Here is a 26,540-nt window from a genome sequence, read left to right on the forward strand (position 1 = left end):
TAGTTTAGTTTTTATTGGAATCATGACGATTTCATGCGTTTTTTGAAAATATAAGGGTTGAACAATTTCCTCCAAAACCGAAAGAGTTAGATAAAACGTGTTCGATATTTTTCATTTTTAAGGAAGTTTGCGGTTGCAGTTCAAATTCTTCCATCGGAATTTCGAAATTCAAATTCGGATAAACCACATTATTCTGAATGGCCAAGACACTATAAACGGCTTCAATTGCGGCCGCTGCCGCTAAAGTATGACCGGTAAAAGGTTTTGTTGAACTGAAATCTGGCACTTTTCCATTTTCATAAATGCGAAGTAAAGCCCTTCCTTCAGATAAATCGTTGTTGGGAGTTGCAGTTCCGTGCACATTGATATAGTCAATTTCAGAAGGTTTCAAACCTGAAACTTCAAAGGCTTTTTTCATCGCCAAATAAGCGCCATCGCCGTTTTCTGAAGAAGCGGTTTGATGAAAAGCGTCGTTTGCATTTCCGTAACCGGAAACTCTGGCCAATACTTTTTTGTTGAATTTTTGAACCATTTCATCTGATTCTAAAACTAAATAAGCGGCCGCTTCTCCCAGGTTTAATCCTTTTCGGGTATTGTCGAAAGGTTTGTTATAATCGTCTGATAAAATCATCAAAGTCTTAAATCCGTTGATGGTAAATTTTGCCAAAGCATCGGTTCCGCCCACAATAACACGGTCTAATTTTCCGCTTTTAATCAATCGAGCACCCAGCATAATCGAGTTCGCAGCCGATGAACAGGCGGTGCTGATTGTGGTAACCAGTCCTTTTAAACCCAATTCTTCTGCAATTTTTTCAGCCACGTCGCCACCGTCATGACAAGAAATGTACTTTACAAGTTTCGGGTTTTCGAAATACTTATAATAATATTTTTCGGTCATATCCATACCACCCACACTTGTCGCTGATATAAGCCCGGTTCTAAATTCGTTTATTGAGGTGATTCCTGCATTTTCAACTGCTTGTTTAGCAGCCAAAGTACCGATCATCGCGGTTCTTGAAAAATTATTATTTTCAGAAAGATGCAATTCGGCAACCAGTTCTTTATTGGTTTTTTTGATCTCGCCAACTTTAATCACATCAGCATGAACAGTCGGAATATTTTGGATTCTGGAAATACCAATTTTATTTTCGATTAACGAAATATAATTTTCTTCGACTGAATTTCCAATCGAAGAGATAATTCCCATTCCGGTTATTGCAACGCCCTTTGTCATTTTAGATTTTAGATTTATGATTTTAGACTTTGGATTCTAAATATTTCTGTCTAAGAAATCTAAAATCCAAAGTCTAAAATCTAAAATTTATTTAGTTCTGTTTGCGCTAATGTAAGCTGCCATTGTTTCAATTGACTGGAAAATTGATTTTCCTTCTTTCGGATCCACCAATTTAATCCCGTAATCTTTATCTAAAATCACGATTAATTCAAGTGCATCAATCGAGTCTAAACCTAAACCGTCTCCAAACAAAGGATCGTTATCAGCAATGTCTTCGATTGCGATATCTTCTAAGTTTAAAGTCGTAATAATTTTATTTTTTAATTCTTCTTTTAATGCTTCCATGCTTATTTATTATATAATGTATTGATAGTCTGGTTTGTATATTTTGTGTTTTCTTTCTTGCTTATCGTGCAAAGAAAAGCTTTGTAATCGTCATTAAAAAATTCTACCCAACCGCAAAGCACCACATCTGCTTTATCTGAATTTAATAGAATATTCGAATAATTCGATATAAATTCGGTGTTGAAAGCATCAAATATAAAGAAAGAATTTTCACTTTTCAGCTGATGGCGAATACTTATTTCGCCCAGACAAATATTTGGCAGCGTATAAACAAAGACTGCCGGACTCGGATAATAGTTTTCTTTGTCTGAAATTGATTCCTGATATTTTACATCAGTATCTAAACTCGAAGATTTATTGGCCAAAACCAAAGCGATATTATTTTCTTCCTCAGAAGAAGTTATCGGACTCAAAAGCAATTCAGCACCTAAAAAAGCCAATTTACTCAAAGCATCCATTTTGAAAAACTTCGGATATTGAATGTCAAAATTGCGATAGGCTTGTTTGGAGAAATCAGCAAAATTGCTGGGTTCAATTTTGAATACAGAAGTTCCGTTCAAAACGATTTCGTTGTTTTGGATAGTGATGTAGGATTGTATGTATATTTTTTGCGTCATTTTATTTAAACACTAATTGCACTAATTTGCACGGATTGGTTATTGGTTTGAAAATTACACTAACTAATCTTGAAAATTAGTTTTATAATTTAAGACTCCCAAGTAGGAATAACTTCGGCAATTTTCCATTTTCCAGATTTGTTTTCAATTATAATTATAAAACCTCTTCCACATCTTCCTCCACCACAAGAAGCGCCAGCGGATAAAATTCCTCTTGTTTTCGTTTTATTGAATTGAATTCTTGATACTGAAATTGTTCCAACGGGAAATCGTACATTACTAATATCATTTAAATCCCAATTTTTTTCATGAGGATATTTTGATGCGTTTTGAAAATTAAACTTTTTGTTATTTTCAAAAGGCTTTAAATCAATTTTGTAACTGTCTACTTCTTTTGAAACGTCATAAGTATAAGCTGAAATATTAATGTACTTCACTATCATTTCAGTTTCAAAAGAACTAATTTTCTCTACGTCGTTATAAACCCCCAGAAGTATTCTTGTTCTATCATTTTTGATGCTATCGCGATTACGCCAATATTCTTTTAATTCTTTATGAAATCCCGTAGTATCTTCTTTATTTGTTTTTTCATTAAATCTTGGAGTTGGTGGCGGAAAAATAATTCTTCTATCCATATAAATAGAATCTACAATTTCAACAAAGACACTTTTCATTGCATCTTTTTCAAATTGTAGTTCGTCAGTTTTTTTAACTTCTTCTTTTTTACACCCTAAAAAAGAAAGAAGAATTAGAGTTATAAATATGGATTTTGATAGTTTCATAAACATTATTGGCATAAATTTTCAATATCTCTCTTTAAACTAATTTGTGAAAAAAGAACGGGAATATTTAATTTTTGATTTTCTTTTATCATTGTAAAATAAATTTCATTTTTGTCTAAAATAAATATTCTTCTTGTTTGAAATCGTGGATTAATAGCCAGATTATTAAGGCTATTGTAAATTATTACATTTCCAGAATTTTTATGTTTTTCAAAACCTTTTTTTTCACAATATTGATTAATGAGTAATTTGTTTTCTTCTGCATTGTATTTGCTGACAATTTTAGTTAGGCATTTTTCAGTTGCTTTTCTATAAATTGTAATGGCACAATATAAACTAAAAATAAAAAGCAGATAAAACTCAATTCCAGTTTTTGAATAATCACGATAAGGATTAAAATAAATTAAAAAAGGCATTAGAAATCCCCAGCTAAAAAATAGATATAAGGTTATTGTCCCAAACTTCTCAAGCCAATCTTCAGAATAAACTAATTTATTTAGTTCAATACTTTTTTTAACATCTAAATTCTTTAAACTTCTCATTTAGATCTTCTCAAAAACCACAGCCGTATTACAACCCCCAAATCCAGAAGCCGTTTTCAAAAATATTTCAATAGTTACCTCTTTATTTTTCTCAATCACATTAATCCTTTCACTGACACCAATTTCATCAAAACCTTTCGATTCGAAAAGTTGATTTTGATTTGCTGATTCAATTGCAATTACCGTTTCCAATAACCCTGAAGCGCCTAAAGTATGACCGTAAAATCCTTTTAAACTATTGAGCGGAACATTTTGTAAATCCAAACGATTCAAAGCAATCGCTTCCATTTCGTCGTTGAACGGAGTTGCGGTTCCGTGCGCCGAAATATAATCAATTTGATCCGAATTTATTTTTGCTTCTTTCATCGCATTCTGAATACTTCGGAACAAACCTTCGCCTGTTCTTGAAGGTCCCGAAATATGATTCGCATCATTTATGGAACTATCTCCAATCACTTTTATTTTAGCATTTCTGGCTTCCGCCGAAACTAAAACAGCAGCTGTTGCTTCGCCCAAACTTACGCCGGTTCTGTTTTTAGAATACGGTTTACAAGGCAAATCGCTCATTGCCTGAAAAGCATTAAAACCAGATAAAACAAATTCTGAAACTTCGTCGCCGGCAACTACAAAAATGTTATCGTAAAGCTCCGACTGAATCATTCTTTTAGCAACAGATATTGCTAAAATTCCAGAAACACAAGCATTCGAAACTACAATTGGCGTTGTTTTAAATCCGAAGAAATTGGCAACATTTTGAGCCAAAACATCTAAATGTGCGTTTTGAAAACTGATTTTAGAATTCTCTTTTAAAGCCGTAACATTTCCTTTTGTAGTAGAAAGTATAAAAGCTGTTTTCGAATTTAATTCAATACCGGAATTTTTGATCATCGGTTCTAAAGCCAAAATCATCATTTTCTCTAAACGAGAATATTTGGTTTCAGTACTTATCTTTTCAAAAGCACTGTTTATTTTTTCATCAGCGATAATAGAAGCATAAAATGGCATCGGCATCAAAGAAATATCCTGATGCAATTGAAGTCCCGAATCGCCACGCAAAATCGCTTCGATATTCGATGGAACATCAAAACCTAAAGGCGTGATACAATTGGTTTCATTTATATATACTTCTCTTATCATTTTGTGATTTTTATTGAACGCTGAAATGGAACGCAGATGACACGGATTTAAGCGGATTTACACTGATTTTTTATTTGTGTAAATTGGTGTAATTAGTGTTTTATTTCAACAATCCCACTTTTCGTTTCCATTCTTCATAAAAAGGAGGATTCGTCAGCATTAAGTTTCCTTCTTGATCTAAAAATACCTGAACGGTTTCGCCGGTACAGGCAACTTCGCCTTTTTCGTCTATAATTTTAAAACGGTAAATCATTTTGGCGGCTGGTGTATCGACAACGGTTGTTTCTATAGTTACAACATCGCCGTAACGTAAAGACAATTTGTGTTCGCATTTCGATTTTACAATTGGAGTAGTAAAACCGGTTTTTGCAATGTCCAAATACGTAAGCCCGTGTTCGCGTCCAAAGGCTTCTCTTCCATCTTCAAAATAGGTAATATAATTTCCGTGCCAAACAATTCCAAGCGGATCAGTTTCGTTAAAACGAATTCTGATTTCGTGCGAAACGGTTAGGGCAATGGCTTCGTTATACTGTTCTTTTCTTTTTGTCATAAAATAAGGCAATGGAAGTTGTGATTATAAAGAACAAAAATAGCAAACTTATTTTTGGGATGATTTCGACGAAAGAAACGTTGCGTAATAAAACATCGTAAAAAGCTTCCAATCCCCAATTCATAGGCGATGATTTGGCTATAATCTGCATAATTTTTGGCATCGCAAAAACAGGAACCCACACGCCTCCAACAGCAGCTAAAATAATAACACTTGTCGCACCAAACGGTGCCGATTGTTCCTGAGTGCTCGCAACAGTTCCTAATAAAATTCCGAAACCAATTGCGGCAAAACCAGAAAATAAAGCCACAACACTCATCAAAAACAAATGCCCTTCCACATTTAATGGAGGTAAACCAATATGTGGAAAAAGGAAAATTGCAACGGCAACCATCATATAAAACTGAATCATACAGATTATTAAATACGTAATGGTTTTTCCGATAATGACAATTAAATTTGAAACCGGATTGGTCAATAAACGCACAAATGTTCCCTGTGATTTTTCTTTTACAATATTGATGGACAAAGGAATTACAATAAAAAATATGGCAAAAAGTGTCCAGGCCGGAACGTTGTGTTGCACCGAATTAGGCAATACTTCCTTATTGTTTATTCTTGGAATTATTTCTTTGAAAGTAATAAAACTCTTTTGATCGAATTTCGTGTTTTCTTCGCCCAATTGATTTTGAAAAGTGGTGTAAATGGACTTGGTTTCGATCTGAGAAATCATTTTGTCAATCGCATTCATAACCGAAGTTTTGAAACTCATTTGAACGGCCGGATCAAAATACAATTTAACTTCTTTTTGCTGTAAAACTTTTGAGGTTTCGGGTTTGGCAACAGAATCTGTAAAACCCATTTTGCTCACAATGTTTTGTACATTCTGATCAACTTTGGCTTGTAAATCAACACTTAAATCTTTCGGAATTACAATCGCCAGCTTAAATTTTCCTTTGTAAACATTTTCGCGCGCAATTTCTTCTGTAATAGGCTGATTATCGATTTGAGTTACAACATCGAATGCATTATTGTTTTGTAGATTATCAAAAACCGTCTTTGAAACTGAACCTTTGTCGTTATCGACCAATAAAATCTGAATTTTAGTATCACTTACGGTTTTAAAGGTACTATCCTGAATGATAGTAACTGTGATCACAAGTATCAAAGGCATGATGAACAGAATGATCAAACCGCCTAAATCGCGTTTCAGCAATAAAAATTCTTTTACGATCGACATCCAAATTTTATATAGCATCTCTAAAGTCTTTACCGGTTAATGAAATAAAAACTTCTTCGAGATTTCTCGCTTCTTCAACAGACGCAATCAAAGTTGATGGCGTGCCTTGCGCATAAATTCGGCCTTGGTCTAAGATGGCAATGGTGTCGCAAAAATCTTCGGCTTCCGCTAAATGATGTGAGGTATAAATAATTGTAGTTCCGTTTTGGTTTAATACTTTTAAATAATCCAAAATAGCATTTTTAGATTGTACATCAACACCAACCGTTGGTTCATCTAAAAACAAAACTTTCGGATTGTGCAGAATTCCGGCAATCAAATTGACTCTTCGTTTCATTCCGCCCGAAAAGGTTTCAATGCGTTTGTCAGCGAATTTCAAAAGTCCCAAAAGATCTAACGTTTCGATTACTTTATCTTTTAAATCAGAACCTTTCAAACCGTACATACTTCCAAAATAGTGGAGATTTTCACGCGCCGTCAAAGTTGGATATAAAGCATATTCCTGAGGAACAACGCCAATGATCTTTTTGATTTTTGCGGCATGATGCGAATAGTCCAGATTATTAATCGTGAAATGTCCTGAAGTAGGTTTGATTAATCCGCAGAGCATCGAAATTAAAGTGGTTTTTCCGGCCCCATTTGGTCCAAGTAAACCAAAAATCTGACCTTCGTTTATGTCCAGCGAAACGTCATTCAAAGAAAACATTTCTGCGTCTTTGTACTTTTTCGAAAGGGATTCTATTTTTATAATGGAATTCAAAATATATTTAGCTGATTGCTTTTTTTAGTTTTTTGAAAAAGATTTCTTCGCGATTCGCAATGGCCAAAAGTTCATCTGCAATGGCGTTGTAAGCGTCTTCTTTAGCGCTTCTGTTTTTGTAAATTCGGGACGCTTCTACGGCAAAATCTCTCCAGGAATCTCCAATTTGAGTCATTTCTTTCGAAAGATTTTTCAATTCTTCATTACCCAAAATAACCGAAGCTTCTTGTAAAAACGCGGCGTAAATAAAACGGAAACCACCGCCTCCGGTTCCAATTTCTTCCTGCATGCGTACCATTTGCGCCAGGTAATGATTGGCTTTTCTGACACCGTGTTTTGCAGGCCATTTTCTGATTCGGCGAGAAACAAATCTAATTCCGTTAACACCTACAATTGGCATTGGCGCGAGCATAGTGCGACACGTATCTTTGATTCCCTTAATGATCGCACTTTTAAAATCAACCTCATTCGGAACCTGAATTGGATAATACATCTGACCTCTTGGAGCAAACGCACCTTTGGCAAAACGTACTTTCTCTAGTTCATTATGCGTCAAAGTTGTAACGGTTTCCATCACAGGATCGCTGATCAAATAATCAGTTTCGGTTTTTCCGTACACGACTAAATTATGAGCGTTGAAATGAAAACGGTATTCATCCGGAAAATAAGTAAGGTTGTAAACACCAACTTGTAATCCGGTTGGAATATTATTTTTTAAATTTTCATCCAAAGCTTTAGTAGCACTTGAAACAGATGAAAATTTTTGTCTTTTTATTTTAAGATTTAAACGGCTTGCAACTTTATTAAAAATCTGTCCAGGCAAAGTTCTATAGCTGATTGCCGGCGCGTGATTTACTTTTATGAAAGGCAAATACACGAACAAAAGTCCAGAACCAATTCCGAAAACCATCGGTTCGCTGATGTTCAATCCGCTGTTTTTTAGCAAATTTGACGCTACTCCATTTTCACAATGAGCAGATTGATGGTGTGTAAAAGTAACTTGCATTAATCTGTTTTAAAGTTTTTTAATTCGGCTATTGAAATGTCAAAAGCGTCTGCATATTTTTGTAAAATTTTGTCGTTTAGTTTGGCGAAAACGGCTGGCTTAAAATGTCTTTTTACACGCCATTTCCACATGTCAACATAACCGGAAAGAATCGTAAGATCCATTTTGTTGAGTTCCATATAATAACAAATCGGACTCAATTCTCCAATCTGAACTTTTAGTTTTGCTTCTTCGGCACGTTCTTTTATATCATCAATCGCGTTCGAAAGTGCAATGGCTTTTGGTTCCCAGCCGGTACTTAAAGCCGTTGTATAATTGCCGTTTTCATCGGTAGCATAAACAAGTTCTTTAAGGTTCTTTTTGCTTAAATTTCCATCGTGCTGAGGTACATTTTCTTTTTCCATGACGGGTTTTAGTTTTCGATTAGAATTAAGTGGTTGCCGAAATCGTCTTCTGAATAAACAAATTAATCTCGCATTCTAAAAGTAGTTGGTCTTCAAGTAAGCTTTCACAGCTCATTGTACATAAAGTATAATCGTCGCCAACAAATTTTGAAACCAAAGTCGCTTTGGTTGTAATGCTGTCGCCAACTTTTGGTAATGAATAAATTTGCAGGTTTTTTAAAGCACTGATAAAACCTATAACGTTAACATTCTCATTTTCTGTACCGTCTTCATCAAAAAAGTATTTTTTTCCAACAATTGACGAACAAGTCTGGGCTGTGTTTTCGATTAAACCGGCTTCTGTAAAAATGTTTTTGTCGACAAAAATATTATCTTCTTTGATCAAAAAAATGGTTTCTACAAAGTTGGCATCGATATCTAAAATCAAATCGACCATCAGCATTGGAGCTCGATGGGGCAAGTAATTTTGGATGTCAACTCCGACTTTCATATTCTTTTTTATTTGGCTAAAACGGTTTTCATTTGTCCGCTTGCAATTTCTTCATTATTCAAAAAAGTCACAATGTCAACCAGAGTGATTCCACCAAATTCCTGTAAAATCGTAATGGTCGATTGAATCGTATCGTTGATTTGAGGCAATTTTTTGATTTCAATATCTTTAATCGAACCGATATAACCGGTTGGTGCAATTTCGTTCTTTAAAAAAAACTGATAACCGGTATGCAAGGCCACAGATTGTGCCATATGTTCGATTAAACCTGCTTCTAAAAAAGTATTTTCTTCTAAAAAAATATTGTCATTCTCAATTTTCAAACCGGCAACCAATGAAGTTTCAGAATAAGAAAACAGGCGATCTACCATTACAAAAGGAAACTTCTGCGGTAATAAATTTCCAACAGCTTCTTTTTCTAAAAGTATTGTAGTTTCCATTAGCAAACCGTTAAATAAGCGTACGCAAATGAGAATCTTCCGCTTTCCGGAACAGACAATAAAATGCGGTCGCCTTTTTTTAATTTACCAGAGTTCATTAATTCTTCAACAGCAATATAAATAGATGCTGATCCAACATTTCCAACTCTCAGAAGGTTCATAAACCATTTTTCATCGGTAATTACGATTCCTTTTTCATTCAGTCCATTTTTCAATCCTTCAACAAAAAAATGAGACGAAACGTGCGGTAAAAAATAATCAACTTCTTCGCCGGTAATATTATGTTTGGCCATGGCGTCACTCATACTCTCGACACCTTTTGGTAAAATAAATTCGTCTAATAGTTTTACATCCTGTTTTACAGCAAAAACCGACTCGTTTAACCATTCATCTGGTTTGAAATCACTCCAAGGTTTGATTTCTCCATTTTCTAATTTATCTCCACCGGCATACATACAAGCTTCCAGTTCGAAGGCATAAGAATACGATTCCATCCATTCGATTTTTAACGAGATGTCTCCGCCAGGTTTATTTTCTAATAAAAAAGCACCCGCTCCGTCAGACAACATCCAACGTAAAAAATCTTTTTTGAAAGCAATAATAGGCTGAGCTTCCAGATTTTTTAAGTTGATGATTTCGTGATTGTATTTTGGAGACGAAAGCCAGGTTGAAACTTTTTCAGATCCTGTGCAAATCGCATTTTTAGAATTTCCTGAACGTATGGAAAGAAAACCATATTTCAAGGCATTCATTCCGGAACAGCAAATTCCCATAGATGAATTCAATTCTACCGATCTGTTTTTCAATAAACCATGAACCATTGCAGCATGTGACGGTGCCAAAACATCCGGTGACGAGGTTCCGCAGGACAGTACTTCAACATTCTGATCTGTAAATTTTTCATCAAATAATTGTACAATAGCGTTTCGAGTCAGTTCGGCATTGCTATGTGTACTTTTGCCTTCTTTATCGACAGCGTAATATCGGCTTGTAATTTTATTATTACGCAAAATAATACGTCTTGCTTTTGAGGCTGTATCATTTATAAGTCCCAAATAGCTTTCCATTTCATCATTTGAAACAGCTTCATTTGGCAAATACTTTGCGGCTTTGGTAATATATACGTCAAACATAATTTAATTTCCTCTTCTAAACTCCCTGATAATATTGAGTTTCCTTTTTTATTTTTTTGAACTTAAATGGATAGGTAATAAGATGCAATATATAGACTATTGGTGAGATTAGCCATATAGCCAAGAATAAATAAACATAAAATATTTTAAGAAGCGTTTTTCTGTTTTTTTGATTTTTATGAATGATATTAGACCATTTATTAAATATTTTATTCGCTGTTTTATCTACCGTCACTAAATACGAACTGATTTTTACAGCGCCTATTTCGGCTAATTTTGGTTGTAAATCGTCTAATTTGTTTTGATTGAATTGGAAAAGTATTACTTCTCCAAATTTATCCGATTCCTGAATGTCTTTATCAGAAACTCCAGGCAACGGGAAAAAACCTAAATATTTTTCCTTTACTCCGGAAAACATCCAGTGTACAATTGTAATCACACTGATTAAATTTCCAACGCGATCGACCAACGCCACATTTCCAACCAGCTTCGCATTTACATCACGCAATAAAACTTTTACTTTTTCCTGTGCCATAATCCACATATTTCGAGATCCGTTTATGGTAATGACTGGTGTATTGTTAAGAATGGTTTTTGCTTCGGCACTTTTCAGAAAAGAGTTCATCGGAATTGAAGGCGACAAATACCAAACCTGATAATGCAAAAGAACAAGATCGAATTTTGTATTCAGAATTTTCTCAGAAACTGGTTTTAAGGCTGTCGGAATCTGTAAAAAAGATTCGGGGAACGCGTCAAAAAAAGTGGTTTTATTCCAAGGAAAAGGAAAAGGTTTTTCTAACTGAATTTCGTGAAAGGTTACTTTTATTTCCTCTGAATTTACAAAGGGTTTTGCAATATTTCGCGCAATAGATTCTAGTTGCCCAGATTGAGAATAAAAAATAACGAGAACATTTTTCATTTGATTTGAAGGCTTTGGTTGCAAACAAAAATAAGTAAATTTATTTAAACGAATTTTCTTGTTTAATGGTTTATTGCAAATGGAAATAGGTTAGCAATTTTTCGCCACGAATTCACGAATTTTTCATAAAAAGATGCTCAAATTCTCAAAGTTATTAAAAAATAAATTCGTGAATTCGTGGCGAATTTTTTTATCCTTTTAAATCATTCCAAAAATCGAAATAATTGAACCATTGCAAAGGATATTTTTGCAGGATGCTTTCGACACTTTTTACATATTCCTGTAACAAACCTTTTTCGTCGCGGTGTTTTACTGTCGCTTCTCTGGCGTATAAATGGTAATGAAGATTGGGTTCTTTCATTACATAAACAAAAACAACAGGAACTTTTAATCTCGAAGCAATTAAAAAAGGACCTGCCGGAAAGTTGGCTTCTTTGCCCAGAATTTCTGCTGAAAGTGATTTGGTTCCTTCAAAATAACGGTCTCCGGTAAAACAAACTAATTCGTTGTTTGCCAGTGCCGCATTGATCTCAAAAATATGGGACAAATCATCTTTGATGATGATAAATTTTACGGTCGGTTTTTGGGTAACACTCTCCAGATAATTTTTAATGGCAGAATGTTCTAGATCCGTTGTAACCAGATTAATTTGAAAATTTAGATCTATATCGCCCAGAAAGTGTTCTGCAATTTCAAAATTCCCAACGTGTGCGCTGATTAAAACACCTCCTTTTTTCTCAGCCAAAAGGTTTTTCAGAATTTCTATACCGTCAAATTCGTAAGTGAATTTGTTTCGCATTCCTGCGGAAATCGAAATTTTGTCAATAATAGTCTGCCCAAAAGTGTAGTAACTTTTGAAAACCATTTTTTTTGCCTGAAAATTGGAATAGTGAAGCCTTTCTTTAAAGTAATAAAAAATAGCGCGATTGCTCTTTTTAAGAAATAAGAAATAATAAGAGGCAACCAGATAAAGTAAGACATAAGCAGACTTGACACCCGCTTTTTGTATTAAAAAAACGAATATTCTATAGCCTAAAACTGTTCCTTTTGATTTGCCATCCCATTGACTCATTAAACAGCTTTAGCTTTTAATTTAGTTTCGATCAGGTCGTAAAAGTTTTGAAAAGTAGCGATTCCAACAAAATCTGCTTCAACTAGTTTTACACCAAAGTTAGCTTCAATTGAAACAACTAAATCAACATAATCTAAGCTGTCTAACCCAAGTGTATCTTTTAAATTAGCATCTGGTTCAATTTCGTCATTGTCTACTTCAAATTCATCAACCAAAAAACCATTAATTCTCGTTATAATCTCTTCTTTATTCATTGTTCAATTTAAACTTTTTAACCACCAACGCAGAGTTGGTTCCTCCGAAACCGAAAGAATTGGACAAAAATATGTCAAATTTTTTGTTTAAAGTAGTTTTGACCAAATTTAATTTAGAAGCATCTTCATCCGGGTTGTCTAAATTGATGTTTGGAGCAATGAAATCGTGCTGCATCATCAAAATAGAATAGATTACTTCGCTGGCTCCCGCCATCCAACATTCGTGTCCAGTCATTGATTTTGTGGAACTTACATAAGGATTTTTCTCACCAAAAACTTCGAAGATCGCTTTGGCCTCATTTCCATCTCCAACTGGAGTTGAAGTGGCATGGGCATTAATGTATTCGATATCTGTTGCTTTTAATTTGGCGTCGTCAAGCGCTCGTTGCATGGCTATAGACGGGCCTTCGACATTTGGAGTCGAGATGTGACCACCGTTTGACGAGAATCCGTAACCTACAACTTCGGCGATAATATTGACGCCTCTTGCAATGGCAGATTCATAACTTTCAAGAATTAAAGTAGCCCCTCCGCCTGACGGAATTAATCCGTCACGATCTGCATCAAAAGGTCTTGAAGCTTTTTCAGGATCACTTTCTCTGTTAGAAAAAACGCCCAAACCATCAAAACTACTCATCGCATATTTATTGATTTCCTGCGCTCCACCTGTAATAATAATATCCTGAAAACCGCTTTTTATTAAAAAATAGGCCAATCCAATAGAATGTGAACCACTCGCGCAGGCCGCACTTACCGTTAAATTGATACCGCGTAGTTTAAAAATTGTCGAAAGATTCATCGTAACTGTCGAATTCATCGACTTAAAAATCGCTCCTGAACCTATTAAAGCGGTATCTTTTTTCTCACGAACAATATCTGTGGCATCGATAATGGCTTTAGAAACACTGTCATTTCCGTACATGATTCCCACTTCGCGCTCATCAAAAAAAGCATCGTCGATATTCGCATTTTTCAATGCTTCGATGGTGGCCATATAAGCATATTCGGTTTCTTCACCAATGCTCATACGCTGTCTTCGGGTCAGTAAATTTTTCAAATCCGCTTTTGGAACCATGCCGGTTAAGGCCGATTGAAAACCAAATTCTTTTCTATCAGAATCAAACTGAATACCAGATTTTCCGTTGTATAAAGATTCCTTTACTTCATCTAAAGAAGTTCCGATACAAGAATAAATTCCCATTCCAGTAATTACAACTCTCTTATTCATCGTCTTTTAAAGTAATTTTTTAAGAATATATTCCTCCGTTTATATTGATAATCTCACCAGTAATGTAGCTTGCTTTTTTAGAAATCAAAAAGCTTACCAAATCTGCTACTTCTTCGGCTTCGCCAAAACGATTCACCGGAATTAGCTTTAATAATTCTTTTTCATCCAGCTGACTCGTCATGTCCGTTCTGATAAAACCAGGAGCCACAGCATTTACTGTAATATTACGTTTGGCAACTTCTTGTGCTAATGCTTTTGTTGCCGCAACAATAGCGCCTTTTGCAGCCGAATAATTGGTTTGCCCGGCTGTTCCTTTTACACCCGAAACCGAAACCATATTGACTATTCTTCCATATTTATTGCGAAGCATTTTTTGGATGAAAAACTGCGTCACATTAAAAAAACCGTTTAAGCTTGTGTTCACAACTCCGTTCCAGTCTTCGGGAGTCATCCACATAAAAAGACCGTCTTTTGTAATTCCGGCGTTATTTACAATAGCTTCAACAAGTGCTTCAGGATTGGCTTCCTGCCATTTTGTTAAAGTGTTTTGCACCTCTTCAAAATTAGAAACATCAAAACCCAGAATTTCTCCGGTTGCTCCTAATTTTTGTATTTCCTGAAGTGTTGCTTCGGCAGCAATTTTATTCGAATGATAATTTATCAGAATATGATAATTGGCTTCGACGGCTAATTTTTTACAAATAGCACTTCCAATTCCTCTCGAACCGCCTGTTACTAATACACATTTCATGTAATTTATTTTTTATTGGAGATAAATGTTATTTCTTTTTTTTGACTGCAGGTTTAGCAGCAGTTTTGGTTGCCGGTTTTGCTTGTTTTGTTTCCTGTTTTGGCTTTTCAGCCGCAGCTTCAATTATCTCTTTTTTTTCTGATTTTGAAAATAGTTCAGCATTTTCAAACCATTGGTTGCTCACTACAGTTCCGTCTGGTTTAAGAAAACCCCATTTTCCTTCGTTTTTTACTCTTGCAACACCATCAATAAAACCTTTATCCTGCTGTACAAACATGGCGATAATTCCGTTTGTTGTAATTCCGTATTGTGTTGGGATTACTATTTTTCCTGTTTCATTGATGAATCCCCAGTTTTTTTCTTTTACCGGAGCCAGTCCGTTTGAGCTGAAAACTTCGGCATCGCTATACGTTGGTTCAATTACAAATTCTGCTTTTGGGTTGATATATCCCCATTTAGAACCCACACAAACCGGAGCTAAATTTTTTGAGAATGCTTTCGCTTTATCATATATAGGAGTAATTACCCAATTTCCTTTTAAGTCAATAAAACCAATTTTTCCGTTCTTTTTGGCAAAAGTCAAATCTTGTGTTTCAAAATCCCAGATTTTTTCTGCTCCGTCAACCGGAATAAATTTTCCGTCGCTTACAATTCCGAAAGTTTTATCCTTTCTTGCCCAGCTGGTGTTTTTAAAATAATTGCCTATTTCATCATAAGTTGGTTCTACAACTTCTTTTCCGGCAGTATTTATAATTCCCCATTTTTTATTGCTTTCAACTCTGGCGAAACCATTTTCAAAAGATTTAATCTGATCGTATTTCGGTTCCAGAACAACTGTCATTTTTGAATTGATCAATCCAACTTTATCATTTTGTCTGATAAAAGCAACATCATTATTAAAATCAAATACTTTATCAGAAGCCGGTGCTTTTTGAATTTCTCCTTTTGTATTGATATAAACCCAATCCTTATCTTTTTGAACAACAGCTATCCCGCTGTTAAAATCTTTGGCATCCTTAAAATCGGCTGGAATTACCCAGACTCCTTTTGTATCTATGAATCCCCATTTCCCATTTTCTTCTGCAGCAGCCAAACCTTCAGAAAAGCTTTTTGCAGATTTGTATTTTGGCTCAATTTTAAAATCTCCGTTTTTGGAAATATATCCAATTTTAGAATTTTTTTTAACTAAAGCCAGTTCCTGACTATTAACAAATTGAATGCACCAAGCAAATAAAAAAAGAAGTATTTTTTTCATGATTTAAAGGTTCAATATTAATAATGTGAAATTAAAATTTAACTATTGATCAGATAATCTTTTACTTTTTGTACAAACGGATACATTACCTGATCTTCCTTAAACACCGGAATTATATTACGAACATCATCGTACCATTTTTTAGTAACCGATGAAATTTTATCTTTTTGATTTAAATAATCAATTGCCTGAACAATCGTGATCATTTCGATGCTCAAAACTTCAAAAGCGTTTTCGATTACTTTTGAGGTTATCACGGCCGCGTTTGTTCCCATACTTACAATATCCTGATTGTCATTATTGTTCGGGATACTGTGAACGTACATTGGATTAGACAACATTTGGCTTTCGGCAGTTGTTGAGGTTGCTGTAAACTGAACACCCTGCATTCCAAAATTAAATCCTAAAGTTCCTAAATTGACAAACGGAGGAAGAATTTCGTTGATTTTTGAATTCAATAAATAATTCAATTGACGTTCTGCCAGCATTGTTAATTTGGTAATAACGATTTTTAACTTGTCCATTTCAAGCGAAATATAATCGCCATGAAAATTACCTCCGTGATAAACATGTTTGTTTTTTACATCGATAATAGGGTTATCGTTTGCCGAGTTAAATTCGTCTTCTAAAATAGAAGCAACGTTATTGATCGTTTCTAAAACCGGACCTAAAATTTGAGGCACACAACGCAATGAATAATATTCCTGAACTTTTTCTTTGAAGATTTCCTCAGTATTTTCACCGGAATATAAATGATCTTCTCTTTTACGGATTAAAGTACTGTCAGAAAGATTTGCTCTCATTCTTGAAGCTACTTCCTGCTGGCCTTTGTGACGTTTAGTTTGGTTTAATTCTGCCGAAAAATGATCATCATACGCCTGAACCAATTCATTGATGGCGCAAGAACATTTTAAAGACCAGTCTAATAATTTGTTGGCATGATGCACATTTACAACGCCAATTCCGGTCATTACCGAAGTTCCGTTGATTAGAGCCAAACCTTCTCTGATTTCTACCTGAATTGGTTTTAAGCCTTCAATTTCAAAAACTTCAGGAGTTGGTCTTCTTTCTCCTTTATAAAAAACTTCGCCTTCGCCAATTAAGACTAAAGCCAAGTGTGATAATTGTACTAAATCACCACTTGCTCCAACGCCGCCATGTTCAAAAATCAGTGGCGTAATATCTCTGTTGATCAATTCTGCCATCAGGTGTATTACTGAAGGATGAACTCCGGAATTTCCTAATGAAAGCGTATTTAATCGAGCTAAAATCGCTGCTTTTGCACAAACGGGACTTAATGGTTTTCCGGTTCCTGAAGAGTGGCTTCTGATTAAATTATATTGCAGCTGAATTTGGTCTGACTCTTTAATTCTATATTGAGCCATTGGTCCAAAACCAGTATTCACACCATATATTATTTTATTTCCCGAAAATTCTTTCAGAAAGTTAAAGCTTTCGTTTACCCGATTTAAAACTACATCGCTGATTGTAACTTTGTTATTTCCAAAAATGATGGATTCGAATTCTCCTAAACTTAAATATTCATTAATTGTATTCATTAAATCGTTTTTGATTGTGCTAATTTAATTTTATTTATCAAAATAAATGTAGTTATTTTGATGAAGGCAAATGTAAGTTAATAATCGGTAACATTTTTATTATGACAAAGGAGTTTGTTGATGTTTTAGTGATTGGTGCAGGACCTTCAGGATGCGTTTCGGCATCGTATCTTCATAAAAATAATATTAAGATAAAAGTGGTGGAGAAAGCAAAATTCCCAAGACTTGTGGTAGGCGAAAGCCTTATTCCGCGGGTGATGGATCATTTTGCCGAAGCTGAACTTTTTGAATGTCTCGATGCAATGAATTTTGAGAAAAAACTCGGAGCTCGTTTTATTAGGGGAGAAGAAATTTGTGTTTTCGATTTTAGCCAGAAATTTGGAGAGGGCTGGGATTGGACCTGGCAAGTACCTCGCGCTGATTTTGACCACACCATGGCGCAGGAAGTCGTTAGAAAAGGAATCGATCTTGAATTTGAAACAGAGGTTTTAGAAGTTTCTTTTGAAGGAAAAAATTCGAAAACCATTGTAAAAGACAAAGACGGAAATTTAAAAGAAATTCACGCTAAATTTATTATTGATTCCAGTGGTTACGGCAGAGTTTTGCCAAGACTTTTAGATTTGGATACACCATCAAAATTAGATCCGCATTCTTCGATCTTTACTCACGTAAAAGACATTAACAGACCGGAAGGGGAAGAAGGAACACAAATTTCATTTGATATTTTGGAAACTGAAGTTTGGTTGTGGGTTATTCCGTTTTCGAATGGAAATACAAGTTTAGGTGTTGTTGGCCCGACTGATTTTATTAATTCCTTATCTGAAAATAAAGATAATGCCGAAGCTTTGCGAAATGCGATTCAGATGTCGGATTATTATATCCAAAGATTTAAAGGGACTGAGTTTTTGTTTGAGCCGGTTAAATTGGAAAATTATTCAAGAGCCGTAAAAAGAATGTATGGCGATGGTTTTGCATTAACGGGAAACAGTTCTGAATTTTTAGATCCGGTTTTTTCATCGGGAGTTGCCTTTGCGACCGAATCCGGAATGTTGGCAGCAAAATTATACATAAAAGAATCGAAGGGAATTGAAGTAGACTGGGAAGTTGAATTTACAGACTACATGAAAAGGGGAATTGCCGTTTTTACCACTTACGTGAAAGAATGGTACACCGGAAACCTTCAGACTTTGTTTTTTCACCAACCGGAAAATCCGGATGTGAAAGAAAAAATTTGTTCGGTATTAGCCGGATATGTTTGGGATGAAGAAAACCCTTTTGTAAAAAAACATGATCATGTGATCAGGAATATGGCCTATTTATTGAATATGCAAAAAGAACAAAGCCCTGAATAATGATGATCAGGGCTTTTTCTTTGAGTAGTGCTTCTTATTTAGATGCTTTTTTCAGTATCATTTTTGATAATGATTTGGCTGTTTTAGCATATCCTTCTCCAATTCTTGATTCGTTACTGTAATTATTTCCCCATTGATCTCCTGGTGCTTCCTCACTTGAAATTTCTAACAGCACATTTGACTTATTTGCTGTTTCTACAAATTTTAAATGAGTAGTAACTTTTGCCTGTTGTTTCATAATTCCTGCATCCCAACCCGGATAAATCCAGAGAGTTTGTACAATTAAAGTATAGGGAGTGTTTAATCCTTCTTGAAAATTCAGGTTTTTACCTGCTTTGGTTAATACAATATTTGCAATCTCTAAAAATTTTGGTGTCCAGATTTGCTCTTTTGCCGCAATCCATTTTTTTTGCCAAATATTTCCATTTCCTTTTGCTTTCTGATCCAAATCAGCTTTATGTTCTTCGACATATTGAGATTCTGTTTTTTTCTCTTTCATCATGGTGAAATTGCTGTAATCAAATTCAGTATTGATTTCAGTCTGATCTTTTAAGAAATCAAAATTTCCATTTATAACAGTCATGTCCTGAGAGAATGCTGCCACAGAAATCAGGAAAAGGGCAAGTACTAGTTTTTTCATTTTTTTAATGGTTTGTTAGTTTTATTTTTTTTGCTTAAAAGTAATTTAAATTTTGATTACGCAAAATAAAATAAATTGAGGCTTTATTATTAAGGGTTAAAATCCTTTATAAATAAAAAGAGGATACCAAATGGCATCCTCTTTTTGTCTTCAAAAATAATATAGTAAAAAATTATACTACCAGAATTTAACATACAAAGCCACAATAATCAATAATGTAATTACGATTAAAACTGTAGTTTGTGGTTTTACTTTAAACATTTCAGAGTCTATTTCAAACGCTTTAGGGTTCACTTTTGGACCAGCGAAACTGATTCCAATCATCGCTAACATTGTAAAAAGGAATGATAATCCCATACAAATATGGAAAGGAATTTCGAAAGCTCCTTTTCCGTTAGGATAAGCGGTATACAATAAAGTTTCATTTCCGAATAACATTGGAGCATATTCATTGAATAATACGGATAATACAAATCCTAAAATTACACCCACAATTGCAGCAGTTCCGGTAGTTCTTTTCCAGAACATACCAAGGAAGAACATTGCGAATACACCAGGGCTAATAAAACCTGTATATTTTTGAATGTAAGTGAATCCACCAACACCACCAATTCCTAAAATATCATTCCATGTAAATAATACGGCTAAAAGCATTGCAGCAAAAACGGCAATTCTACCAATATTTACCTGTTGTTTTTCACCCGCTTCTTTTTGAATGTATTTTTTATGAATATCTAAAGTATAAATAGTTGAGATACTGTTTACTTTTCCAGCCAATGAAGCTACAATTGCAGCAGTTAAAGCCGCTACAGAAAGTCCTTTTAAACCAGTTGGCAAGAATGTTAGTACAGCTGAATAAGCTCCATCTTTTCCTCCAACTAATTGTGGTAAATGTCCATTTTGGTATAAAACGTAAGCAGCGATACCTGGCAACATTACGATTAATGGCATTAATAATTTTAACATACCAGCAAATAAAATACCCGTACGTGCAGTTTGCAAGTCGGCACCTAATGCTCTTTGTGTGATATATTGATTACATCCCCAATAGTTTAAGTTGATAATCCAGATACCGGCAAGGTAAGACATCAAACCAGGGAAAGTTAAGTATTTGTCAATTTCAAGCTGCGATGAAGTAGCAGTTGGTCTTGGGATAATCATTTTAAAATGCTCAGGAGCTTCTCTCATTAAAACTTTAAATCCTGCGATTGCATTTTCTCCAACTCCAAAATATTGTCCTACAGTTGTCAATGCAATATAAGAAGTCACAAGTCCGCCAATAATTAAAACCGCAACCTGAATAACGTCTGTATAAGCCACAACTTTCATACCTCCTAAAGAGATGAATAAAGCAAAAACAGCTAATCCAACCATGATTACGTGAAGATATTCTCCACCAGCAAGACCATTAATAGCTACTGCTCCTAAATATAGAATAGAAGTTAAGTTTACAAATACATATAAAAACAACCAGAAAACCGCCATAATCAAAGCAGTAGATTCGTTGTAACGTGTTTTTAAGAATTGAGGCATGGTGTAAATCTTATTCTTAAGATATACAGGAATAAACCAAACAGCTACAATAATCAAAGCAACAGCAGCAAGCCATTCGTAAGCAGCAACGGCAATTCCTAAAAAGAAACCTTCACCGCTCATTCCGATAAATTGTTCAGCCGAAATGTTTGAGGCAATTAACGAAGCTCCAATAGCCCACCACGTTAAATTTCCTTCAGCTAAAAAGTAAGCTTTTGCATCGTGTTCGTCTTTTTTACGCTTACTGTAAATGGTGTAACCGTAGACCGAAACTACGATGAAATAAATAATAAAAACCGCATAATCTGCGAAAGCAAGGTTCTGGTTCATTGTTAGTAGTATTTTAAAAATTAGTTTTTAGGTGATTGTTTGTTTAATAAATTAAAAAATCAGCTTTTTTGTGGTTTTCTCTGACTAAAAATAAGATATGTGTTTTATTTATGTTATTTTATTGTCAAAATAAGAACGAAAGCCAAAAGTATAATAAAAATCTATATTTACACCACTTACAAATGTATTTTTTACATTTATAAGTGGATAATTATGTTAAATTTTAAACTGGGTCTTATTTCGACTCCATTTTTTCACGTACTGCGGCTTTACTTTTGTAATGCACATCTGATTGTTGCCTTAAAATCTCGGCGCTTTTTTCAGGTGTAATATCACGTTGCGACTCGCCTAACATTTCGTAACCCACCATGAATTTTTTAACTGTTGCAGATCGAAGTAAAGGCGGATAAAAGTGCATATGGAAATGCCATTCCGGATGATCTAAACCATCTGTAGGAGCCTGATGAATTCCTGATGAATAAGGGAAAGAAGTACTGAATAAATTATCGTACTTAATGGTTAATTGCTTTAAAATTTTAGCATAAGAACGTACTTCATCTTCTGTAAAATCAGTGATTTTTGAGATGGCTCTTTTACTCAGAATCATAGTTTCGTAAGGCCAGATTGCCCAAAATGGAACCAAAGCCACAAAATAATCGTTTTCGATAACGATACGACTTTCTGATCTTAATTCGGCCTGAAGATAATCTTCAAGAAGTGTTCTTTTATTTTTATCATAATAGGCTTTTAGGCTATGATGCGTTTTTTCAACCTGAGTTGGCAATGATGATTGTGCCCAGATTTGTCCGTGCGGATGCGGGTTGCTGCAGCCCATAACACTCCCTTTATTTTCAAAAATCTGAACGTGGTTGATGTATTTTATATTTCCTAAGTCGGTATATTCTTTTTGCCAGGTTCTGATTATGTTTTCAATTCCGTCCAGATCCATTTCTGGCAACGTAAGATCGTGTCTGGGAGAAAAACAAACCACTCTTGAAATTCCCTGTTCTGGTTTTGCCTTAAAAAAGGTATGTTTAATGTCTTCTTCAAAAATAATTTCTTCCTGTTTCATGGCAGCAAAATCATTTTCGAAAACGAAACTACTTTCGTATTTCGGATTATTTACGCCATTGGCCCGAACATTCCCGGGACATAAATAACAAGTTGAATCATATTTTGGTAAAGCCTCTGTGGCAATAGTTTCATTTTGTCCCTGCCAAGGGCGTTTTGCACGATGAGGGGATACTAACACCCATTCGTTAAGTAAAGGATTGAAGCGTCTGTGAGGGTCTTCGTTAATGTCAAAATTTTTCATTGTATTCGTTTGTGGTATTAAAGTAGTGTTGTTCCATTTGAGATTTTTACATCATAGAATTTTAATTCAATTCCAAATGTATCTAAATAAAGTTTTGAAAATTTACGTTTTACCTCATTTTCATCTCCTTTCTTAACTAAATTTATAGTACAACCACCAAATCCGCCGCCCATTACACGCGCTCCAATGATCGCATCGTCAGATTTTGCGGTATCTACAAGCATATCCAGCTCTTCACAACTTACTTCATATTCCTGCGATAAACCATAATGCGTTTCAAAAAGCAATTGTCCTAAAAGTTTTATATTTCCTTTATCCAGCGCCTCACAGGCTTTTATAACCCGGTTAATTTCTTTTACAACAAAGTGAACTCTCTTAAAAACAACCGGAGTAAATTGATTCTGAATACTCAAAAGTTGCTCTTCAGAACAATCCCTGAAACTTTTTACTTCCGAAAAATGTTCTTTAATGATTGATAATCCTTCTTCACATTCTAATCTTCTCGTATTATATTCAGAAGTAAAAAGCGAATGTTTTACATTACTGTCAAATAAAATAACGGAGTAATCTTTGAAATCAGCATCGTGATATTCAAATTCCAATGTATTGCAATCTAATTTGATTACTTTGTTTTCAAGTCCGTGAACGCTCGAAAACTGATCCATAATTCCACAATTAATTCCTACCCAATGTTCGGCTTTTTGCCCCATTAAAGCGATATCAACTTTTTCAATTTTTAAACCAAAAAGCTCCTTGATTCCAAAAATGGTTCCGCACTCTAAAGCTGCCGAAGAAGACAAACCGGAACCAACCGGAATATTACTGCTGAAAACACAATTGAAACCTTCAAACGAAAACCCATTGTTCTGAAGTTGTTTGACAACACCACGAATATAATTGGTCCAGACAACATCGCTTAATTGAATGGGTTCAGTTAAATCAAGTTCAAATTCTTCATTTAAATCGATGGCGATTATTTTAGATTTTTGAGTGTTGTTTTTTTCAAAAGCAAAGCAAATTACTTTGTCAATTGCGGCTGGTAAAACGTAACCGTCGTTGTAATCAATATGTTCTCCAATAATGTTTATTCTCCCGGGAGAAAGCACAATTTTCTGAGGAGCAGATCCGAACGATTTCTCAAAAAATGCTGTCGTGTTTTGTATTAAAATGTCATTCATTATTTTGTAATTGTAATAGTGTTGTTTTGTAATTCAAATGAAAAATCATTAGAATCAGATAAAAAATATGTTTTTTAGGATAATTAATTAATACGATCAAATTTATAAACTGTTGTCTGACGGTATTCATCGCCTTTTTTCAAAACTGAATTCGGGAAATGAGCCTGATTTGGTGCATCCGGAAAATTTTGGGTTTCAAAACAAATTCCGCTTGTTGCATGATACTTTGTATTTTCTTTTCCTTCAAGGATGTCGAAACAATTTCCGCCTACATATATATGTACACTTGGCTGATCTGTGTAAACACTCATTTGCAAATTATTTTTCTCACTGAATAATTGCGCAGCAACTTTATTCTGAGATTCAATTACAAAAGAATTATCGATTGAAGAAGGACAGTTTTTAGGTGTTCTGAAATCAAAAGCATGATTAGAAAGATCTGTAAATTTTCCTGTTGGAATATTGTTAGAATCTGTTTCTAACATTTTAGAAGCATCAATATACATTTGTTGATCTAATACCGAAGTATCGTGACCGTCAAGGTTAAAATAACTATGATGCGTTAAATTAATAACGGTATCTTTTGTTGTTGTTGCCTTATATTCCAGCTTTAGTTCGTTTTCCTCAGTTAAAGTATAAGTTAGATAAACATGTAATTCTCCAGGGAAATTTTCATCAGAATCTTCACTTAAAAGACCAAAAGTTATGGATGGATTTTCCCCACCAGTTAAGTCGGTTACATTCCAGACTCTTCTTCCAAAACCAATATTTCCTCCGTGTAAGCTGTTACCATTATTATTGCCCGCAAGCTGAAATGTCTCATTGTTTAAGGTAAAATGTCCCTTATTGATTCTTCCTGCATAGCGGCCAACGGTGGTTCCAAAATAGGGAGCACTCGGTAAATTATAAGAAGATAGATAAGACTCTAAAGTATCAAAACCTAAAACAACATCGACCAGTTTTCCGTTTGAAGAAGGAATTTTCAAAGAAGTTACCGTTGCACCATAATTGATAAGTTGAACTTTTATTCCGTTTTTATTAGTTAATTCGAAAGAATGAATTTCTTCGTTATCAGACATTAAACCAAACAATTTGCAGTCAGACTTATCTTGAAAATGTGATATTTGTTTTATTTCCATCTTATTTTTACCAAATGTGAAATTCAAAAATAGAAACATTCCCGACTTTTACATACCAGTACCTACCAGTTTTTTGTATATTGCACAAAAAAATATTTTTCATGAATATAATTTCCATTCAAGGCAATCTTGGTTTGCCAAAATATAAACAGATTATTCTTTCAATTGAAAAAGCAATTGAGGATGGAAAATTGGTAAAAGGAGATCGTCTTCCATCGGTCAATAAAGTATGTTTGGCTTTTTCCTTATCCCGGGATACTGTTTTGTTAGGGTATGATGAACTGAAAAAAAGAGGGATAATTTACGCCATTCCCGGTAAGGGATATTACGTGAAAAGCGTTGAAATTGCTATAAAACAGAAGATATTTTTGCTTTTTGATGAACTAAATATTTTCAAGGAAGATATCTATAATTCATTTTTGAAAAACATTGGAAAAAATGTTCAGGTCGATATTTTCTTTCATCATTTTAATGCTCAGGTTTTTCAAAAGCTAATAAATGACGGCAACGGAAATTATACAAAATACATTATCATGCCAACCAACTTGACCGATATAGTCAATTTGATAAAAACCCTACCAGTAAATGATGTAATTATTTTAGATCAGACCAATCCCAGTTTAAGATTGTATCCGGCCATTTATCAAAATCATGAAAAAGACATTTTTGGAGGATTGCTAAAAGCAAAATCGAGATTAGGCAAATACAAAAGATTGATTTTGATTTTCCCGGGATTCAGGGAGCCACTCGGAATGAAATTAGGCTTTGAAGCTTTTTGCGCGGAGTACCATTTTGAGTCTGAAATTATAACCGAATTTACCAATCGCGAGATTACTTTAGGAGACCTCTATATTATTCCGAATGATCGTGATTTAGTGGCTGTAATTGAAAATGCCAGAAATCAGAATTTAAAATTAGGTTCTGATTTTGGAATTATATCCTATAATGAAACGCCTTTGAAAAAAGTGGTAGCCAATGGCATTAGTACAATTTCGACCCATTTTGAAATGATGGGGAAAATTTTAGCAGAAATGGTTATTAAGGGAAATAACGTACAGATCGAAAATAAATCATCTCTTATTATGCGAAATTCTTTGTAGTGATTTTTATGTCATTTCTGCTATTGGTTATTTATATCACAATTATATTTATTTTTGTTTGTTAAATCTATAAATTATTGGTAAAAAAAATAAGGATGCAATTTTTTGTTTTCGTGAAATTTTTTTACATACATTTGCAAATGTAAATTCTACACTTATTATTCGTTTTTGTTTTAATTGAAAAGATTTTATTCTTTTCGGAATTCTGCAAATACAAATTTTAAACCGCTATTAA

The 26,540-nt window shown here is 34.4% G+C and carries 28 protein-coding genes; 2 read left to right on the forward strand and 26 right to left on the reverse strand.

Features of this window, described 5'->3' with window-relative positions; translation table 11 throughout:
- Window positions 1–31 precede the first annotated feature (31 nt).
- The 21 genes from ASC72_RS07835 to hutH all read right to left on the reverse strand — a co-directional run bounded on the left by ASC72_RS07835 (window position 32) and on the right by hutH (window position 17,718).
- Window positions 32–1,234: a beta-ketoacyl-[acyl-carrier-protein] synthase family protein gene (locus ASC72_RS07835; protein WP_056189370.1), complete on the reverse strand. Its 1,203-nt coding sequence runs from the start codon at window positions 1,232–1,234 to the stop codon at window positions 32–34.
- Between the two features lie 87 nt (window positions 1,235–1,321).
- Window positions 1,322–1,579: a phosphopantetheine-binding protein gene (locus ASC72_RS07840; protein WP_026727250.1), complete on the reverse strand. Its 258-nt coding sequence runs from the start codon at window positions 1,577–1,579 to the stop codon at window positions 1,322–1,324.
- Between the two features lie 2 nt (window positions 1,580–1,581).
- Window positions 1,582–2,196: a hypothetical protein gene (locus ASC72_RS07845; protein WP_056189374.1), complete on the reverse strand. Its 615-nt coding sequence runs from the start codon at window positions 2,194–2,196 to the stop codon at window positions 1,582–1,584.
- Between the two features lie 89 nt (window positions 2,197–2,285).
- A complete protein-coding gene (locus tag ASC72_RS07850; RefSeq protein ID WP_131725798.1) occupies window positions 2,286–2,978 on the reverse strand; it encodes a hypothetical protein in 693 nt (230 codons plus the stop codon).
- Window positions 2,979–2,983: 5 nt separating this feature from the next.
- Window positions 2,984–3,520 carry a hypothetical protein gene (locus ASC72_RS07855; RefSeq protein WP_056189380.1) on the reverse strand — a complete coding sequence of 179 codons (537 nt, stop codon included), beginning with the start codon at window positions 3,518–3,520 and terminating at the stop codon, window positions 2,984–2,986.
- On the reverse strand, window positions 3,521–4,657 hold the full coding sequence (locus tag ASC72_RS07860) for a beta-ketoacyl synthase (protein ID WP_056189383.1): 1,137 nt from the start codon (window positions 4,655–4,657) through the stop codon (window positions 3,521–3,523).
- Between the two features lie 100 nt (window positions 4,658–4,757).
- On the reverse strand, window positions 4,758–5,207 hold the full coding sequence (locus ASC72_RS07865; protein ID WP_056189387.1) for a thioesterase family protein: 450 nt from the start codon (window positions 5,205–5,207) through the stop codon (window positions 4,758–4,760).
- A complete protein-coding gene (locus tag ASC72_RS07870; protein ID WP_056189390.1) occupies window positions 5,182–6,465 on the reverse strand; it encodes an ABC transporter permease in 1,284 nt (427 codons plus the stop codon). Before ASC72_RS07870 ends, ASC72_RS07865 begins: the two co-directional genes overlap by 26 nt.
- Window positions 6,455–7,153: an ABC transporter ATP-binding protein gene (locus ASC72_RS07875; RefSeq protein WP_056190472.1), complete on the reverse strand. Its 699-nt coding sequence runs from the start codon at window positions 7,151–7,153 to the stop codon at window positions 6,455–6,457. Before ASC72_RS07875 ends, ASC72_RS07870 begins: the two co-directional genes overlap by 11 nt.
- Before the next feature lie 61 nt (window positions 7,154–7,214).
- The gene (locus ASC72_RS07880; RefSeq protein WP_056189393.1) at window positions 7,215–8,213 is read right to left on the reverse strand and encodes a BtrH N-terminal domain-containing protein; all 999 of its coding nucleotides are present in this window, start codon (window positions 8,211–8,213) and stop codon (window positions 7,215–7,217) included.
- Window positions 8,213–8,617 carry a hypothetical protein gene (locus tag ASC72_RS07885; RefSeq protein WP_056189397.1) on the reverse strand — a complete coding sequence of 135 codons (405 nt, stop codon included), beginning with the start codon at window positions 8,615–8,617 and terminating at the stop codon, window positions 8,213–8,215. The genes ASC72_RS07880 and ASC72_RS07885 overlap by 1 nt, the downstream gene beginning before the upstream one ends.
- A gap of 25 nt (window positions 8,618–8,642) precedes the next feature.
- On the reverse strand, window positions 8,643–9,107 hold the full coding sequence (locus ASC72_RS07890; RefSeq protein ID WP_056189400.1) for a hypothetical protein: 465 nt from the start codon (window positions 9,105–9,107) through the stop codon (window positions 8,643–8,645).
- An 8-nt stretch (window positions 9,108–9,115) separates the two neighbouring features.
- A complete protein-coding gene (locus tag ASC72_RS07895) occupies window positions 9,116–9,547 on the reverse strand; it encodes a hypothetical protein (protein ID WP_056189405.1) in 432 nt (143 codons plus the stop codon).
- The gene (locus ASC72_RS07900; protein ID WP_056189409.1) at window positions 9,547–10,680 is read right to left on the reverse strand and encodes a beta-ketoacyl-ACP synthase III; all 1,134 of its coding nucleotides are present in this window, start codon (window positions 10,678–10,680) and stop codon (window positions 9,547–9,549) included. Before ASC72_RS07900 ends, ASC72_RS07895 begins: the two co-directional genes overlap by 1 nt.
- Before the next feature lie 16 nt (window positions 10,681–10,696).
- Entirely contained in the window at window positions 10,697–11,599 is a 903-nt protein-coding gene (locus ASC72_RS07905; RefSeq protein ID WP_056189412.1) for a hypothetical protein, read from the reverse strand.
- Window positions 11,600–11,789: 190 nt separating this feature from the next.
- Window positions 11,790–12,671, reverse strand: coding sequence for a lipid A biosynthesis acyltransferase (locus ASC72_RS07910; protein WP_056189416.1), 882 nt, complete (start codon window positions 12,669–12,671; stop codon window positions 11,790–11,792).
- Window positions 12,671–12,925: an acyl carrier protein gene (locus ASC72_RS07915; RefSeq protein ID WP_056189420.1), complete on the reverse strand. Its 255-nt coding sequence runs from the start codon at window positions 12,923–12,925 to the stop codon at window positions 12,671–12,673. The genes ASC72_RS07910 and ASC72_RS07915 overlap by 1 nt, the downstream gene beginning before the upstream one ends.
- On the reverse strand, window positions 12,918–14,153 hold the full coding sequence (locus ASC72_RS07920; RefSeq protein WP_056189423.1) for a beta-ketoacyl synthase: 1,236 nt from the start codon (window positions 14,151–14,153) through the stop codon (window positions 12,918–12,920). The genes ASC72_RS07915 and ASC72_RS07920 overlap by 8 nt, the downstream gene beginning before the upstream one ends.
- 19 nt (window positions 14,154–14,172) lie before the next feature.
- Window positions 14,173–14,904 carry a 3-oxoacyl-ACP reductase FabG gene (fabG, locus tag ASC72_RS07925; RefSeq protein ID WP_056189427.1) on the reverse strand — a complete coding sequence of 244 codons (732 nt, stop codon included), beginning with the start codon at window positions 14,902–14,904 and terminating at the stop codon, window positions 14,173–14,175.
- 28 nt (window positions 14,905–14,932) lie between these two features.
- Window positions 14,933–16,159, reverse strand: a complete 1,227-nt coding sequence (locus ASC72_RS07930) for a WG repeat-containing protein (RefSeq protein ID WP_056189430.1) — start codon at window positions 16,157–16,159, stop codon at window positions 14,933–14,935.
- Between the two features lie 38 nt (window positions 16,160–16,197).
- Window positions 16,198–17,718 (reverse strand): histidine ammonia-lyase, encoded by a 1,521-nt coding sequence (hutH, locus tag ASC72_RS07935; RefSeq protein WP_056189431.1) that lies wholly within the window; start codon window positions 17,716–17,718, stop codon window positions 16,198–16,200.
- A gap of 101 nt (window positions 17,719–17,819) precedes the next feature.
- On the opposite strand from hutH, the gene ASC72_RS07940 reads away from it, so the two are divergent.
- On the forward strand, window positions 17,820–19,070 hold the full coding sequence (locus tag ASC72_RS07940; RefSeq protein WP_056189434.1) for an NAD(P)/FAD-dependent oxidoreductase: 1,251 nt from the start codon (window positions 17,820–17,822) through the stop codon (window positions 19,068–19,070).
- Window positions 19,071–19,104: 34 nt separating this feature from the next.
- Here the strand turns inward: ASC72_RS07940 and ASC72_RS07945 are convergent, their stop codons facing one another.
- From ASC72_RS07945 to ASC72_RS07965, 5 genes are all read right to left on the reverse strand, one after another.
- Window positions 19,105–19,710, reverse strand: coding sequence for a hypothetical protein (locus tag ASC72_RS07945; protein WP_056189437.1), 606 nt, complete (start codon window positions 19,708–19,710; stop codon window positions 19,105–19,107).
- 177 nt (window positions 19,711–19,887) lie between these two features.
- Entirely contained in the window at window positions 19,888–21,573 is a 1,686-nt protein-coding gene (locus ASC72_RS07950) for a sodium/sugar symporter (protein ID WP_056189440.1), read from the reverse strand.
- A gap of 235 nt (window positions 21,574–21,808) precedes the next feature.
- Entirely contained in the window at window positions 21,809–22,888 is a 1,080-nt protein-coding gene (locus ASC72_RS07955; protein WP_056189443.1) for a UDP-glucose--hexose-1-phosphate uridylyltransferase, read from the reverse strand.
- Between the two features lie 17 nt (window positions 22,889–22,905).
- Window positions 22,906–24,066, reverse strand: coding sequence for a galactokinase (gene galK / locus ASC72_RS07960; RefSeq protein ID WP_056189446.1), 1,161 nt, complete (start codon window positions 24,064–24,066; stop codon window positions 22,906–22,908).
- Between the two features lie 83 nt (window positions 24,067–24,149).
- Window positions 24,150–25,145, reverse strand: a complete 996-nt coding sequence (locus tag ASC72_RS07965) for an aldose epimerase family protein (protein ID WP_371258446.1) — start codon at window positions 25,143–25,145, stop codon at window positions 24,150–24,152.
- A 161-nt stretch (window positions 25,146–25,306) separates the two neighbouring features.
- On the opposite strand from ASC72_RS07965, the gene ASC72_RS07970 reads away from it, so the two are divergent.
- On the forward strand, window positions 25,307–26,305 hold the full coding sequence (locus ASC72_RS07970; RefSeq protein ID WP_056189454.1) for a GntR family transcriptional regulator: 999 nt from the start codon (window positions 25,307–25,309) through the stop codon (window positions 26,303–26,305).
- Window positions 26,306–26,540: the final 235 nt, after the last annotated feature.

The organism is Flavobacterium sp. Root420 (assembly GCF_001427905.1).
Classification (GTDB): domain Bacteria; phylum Bacteroidota; class Bacteroidia; order Flavobacteriales; family Flavobacteriaceae; genus Flavobacterium.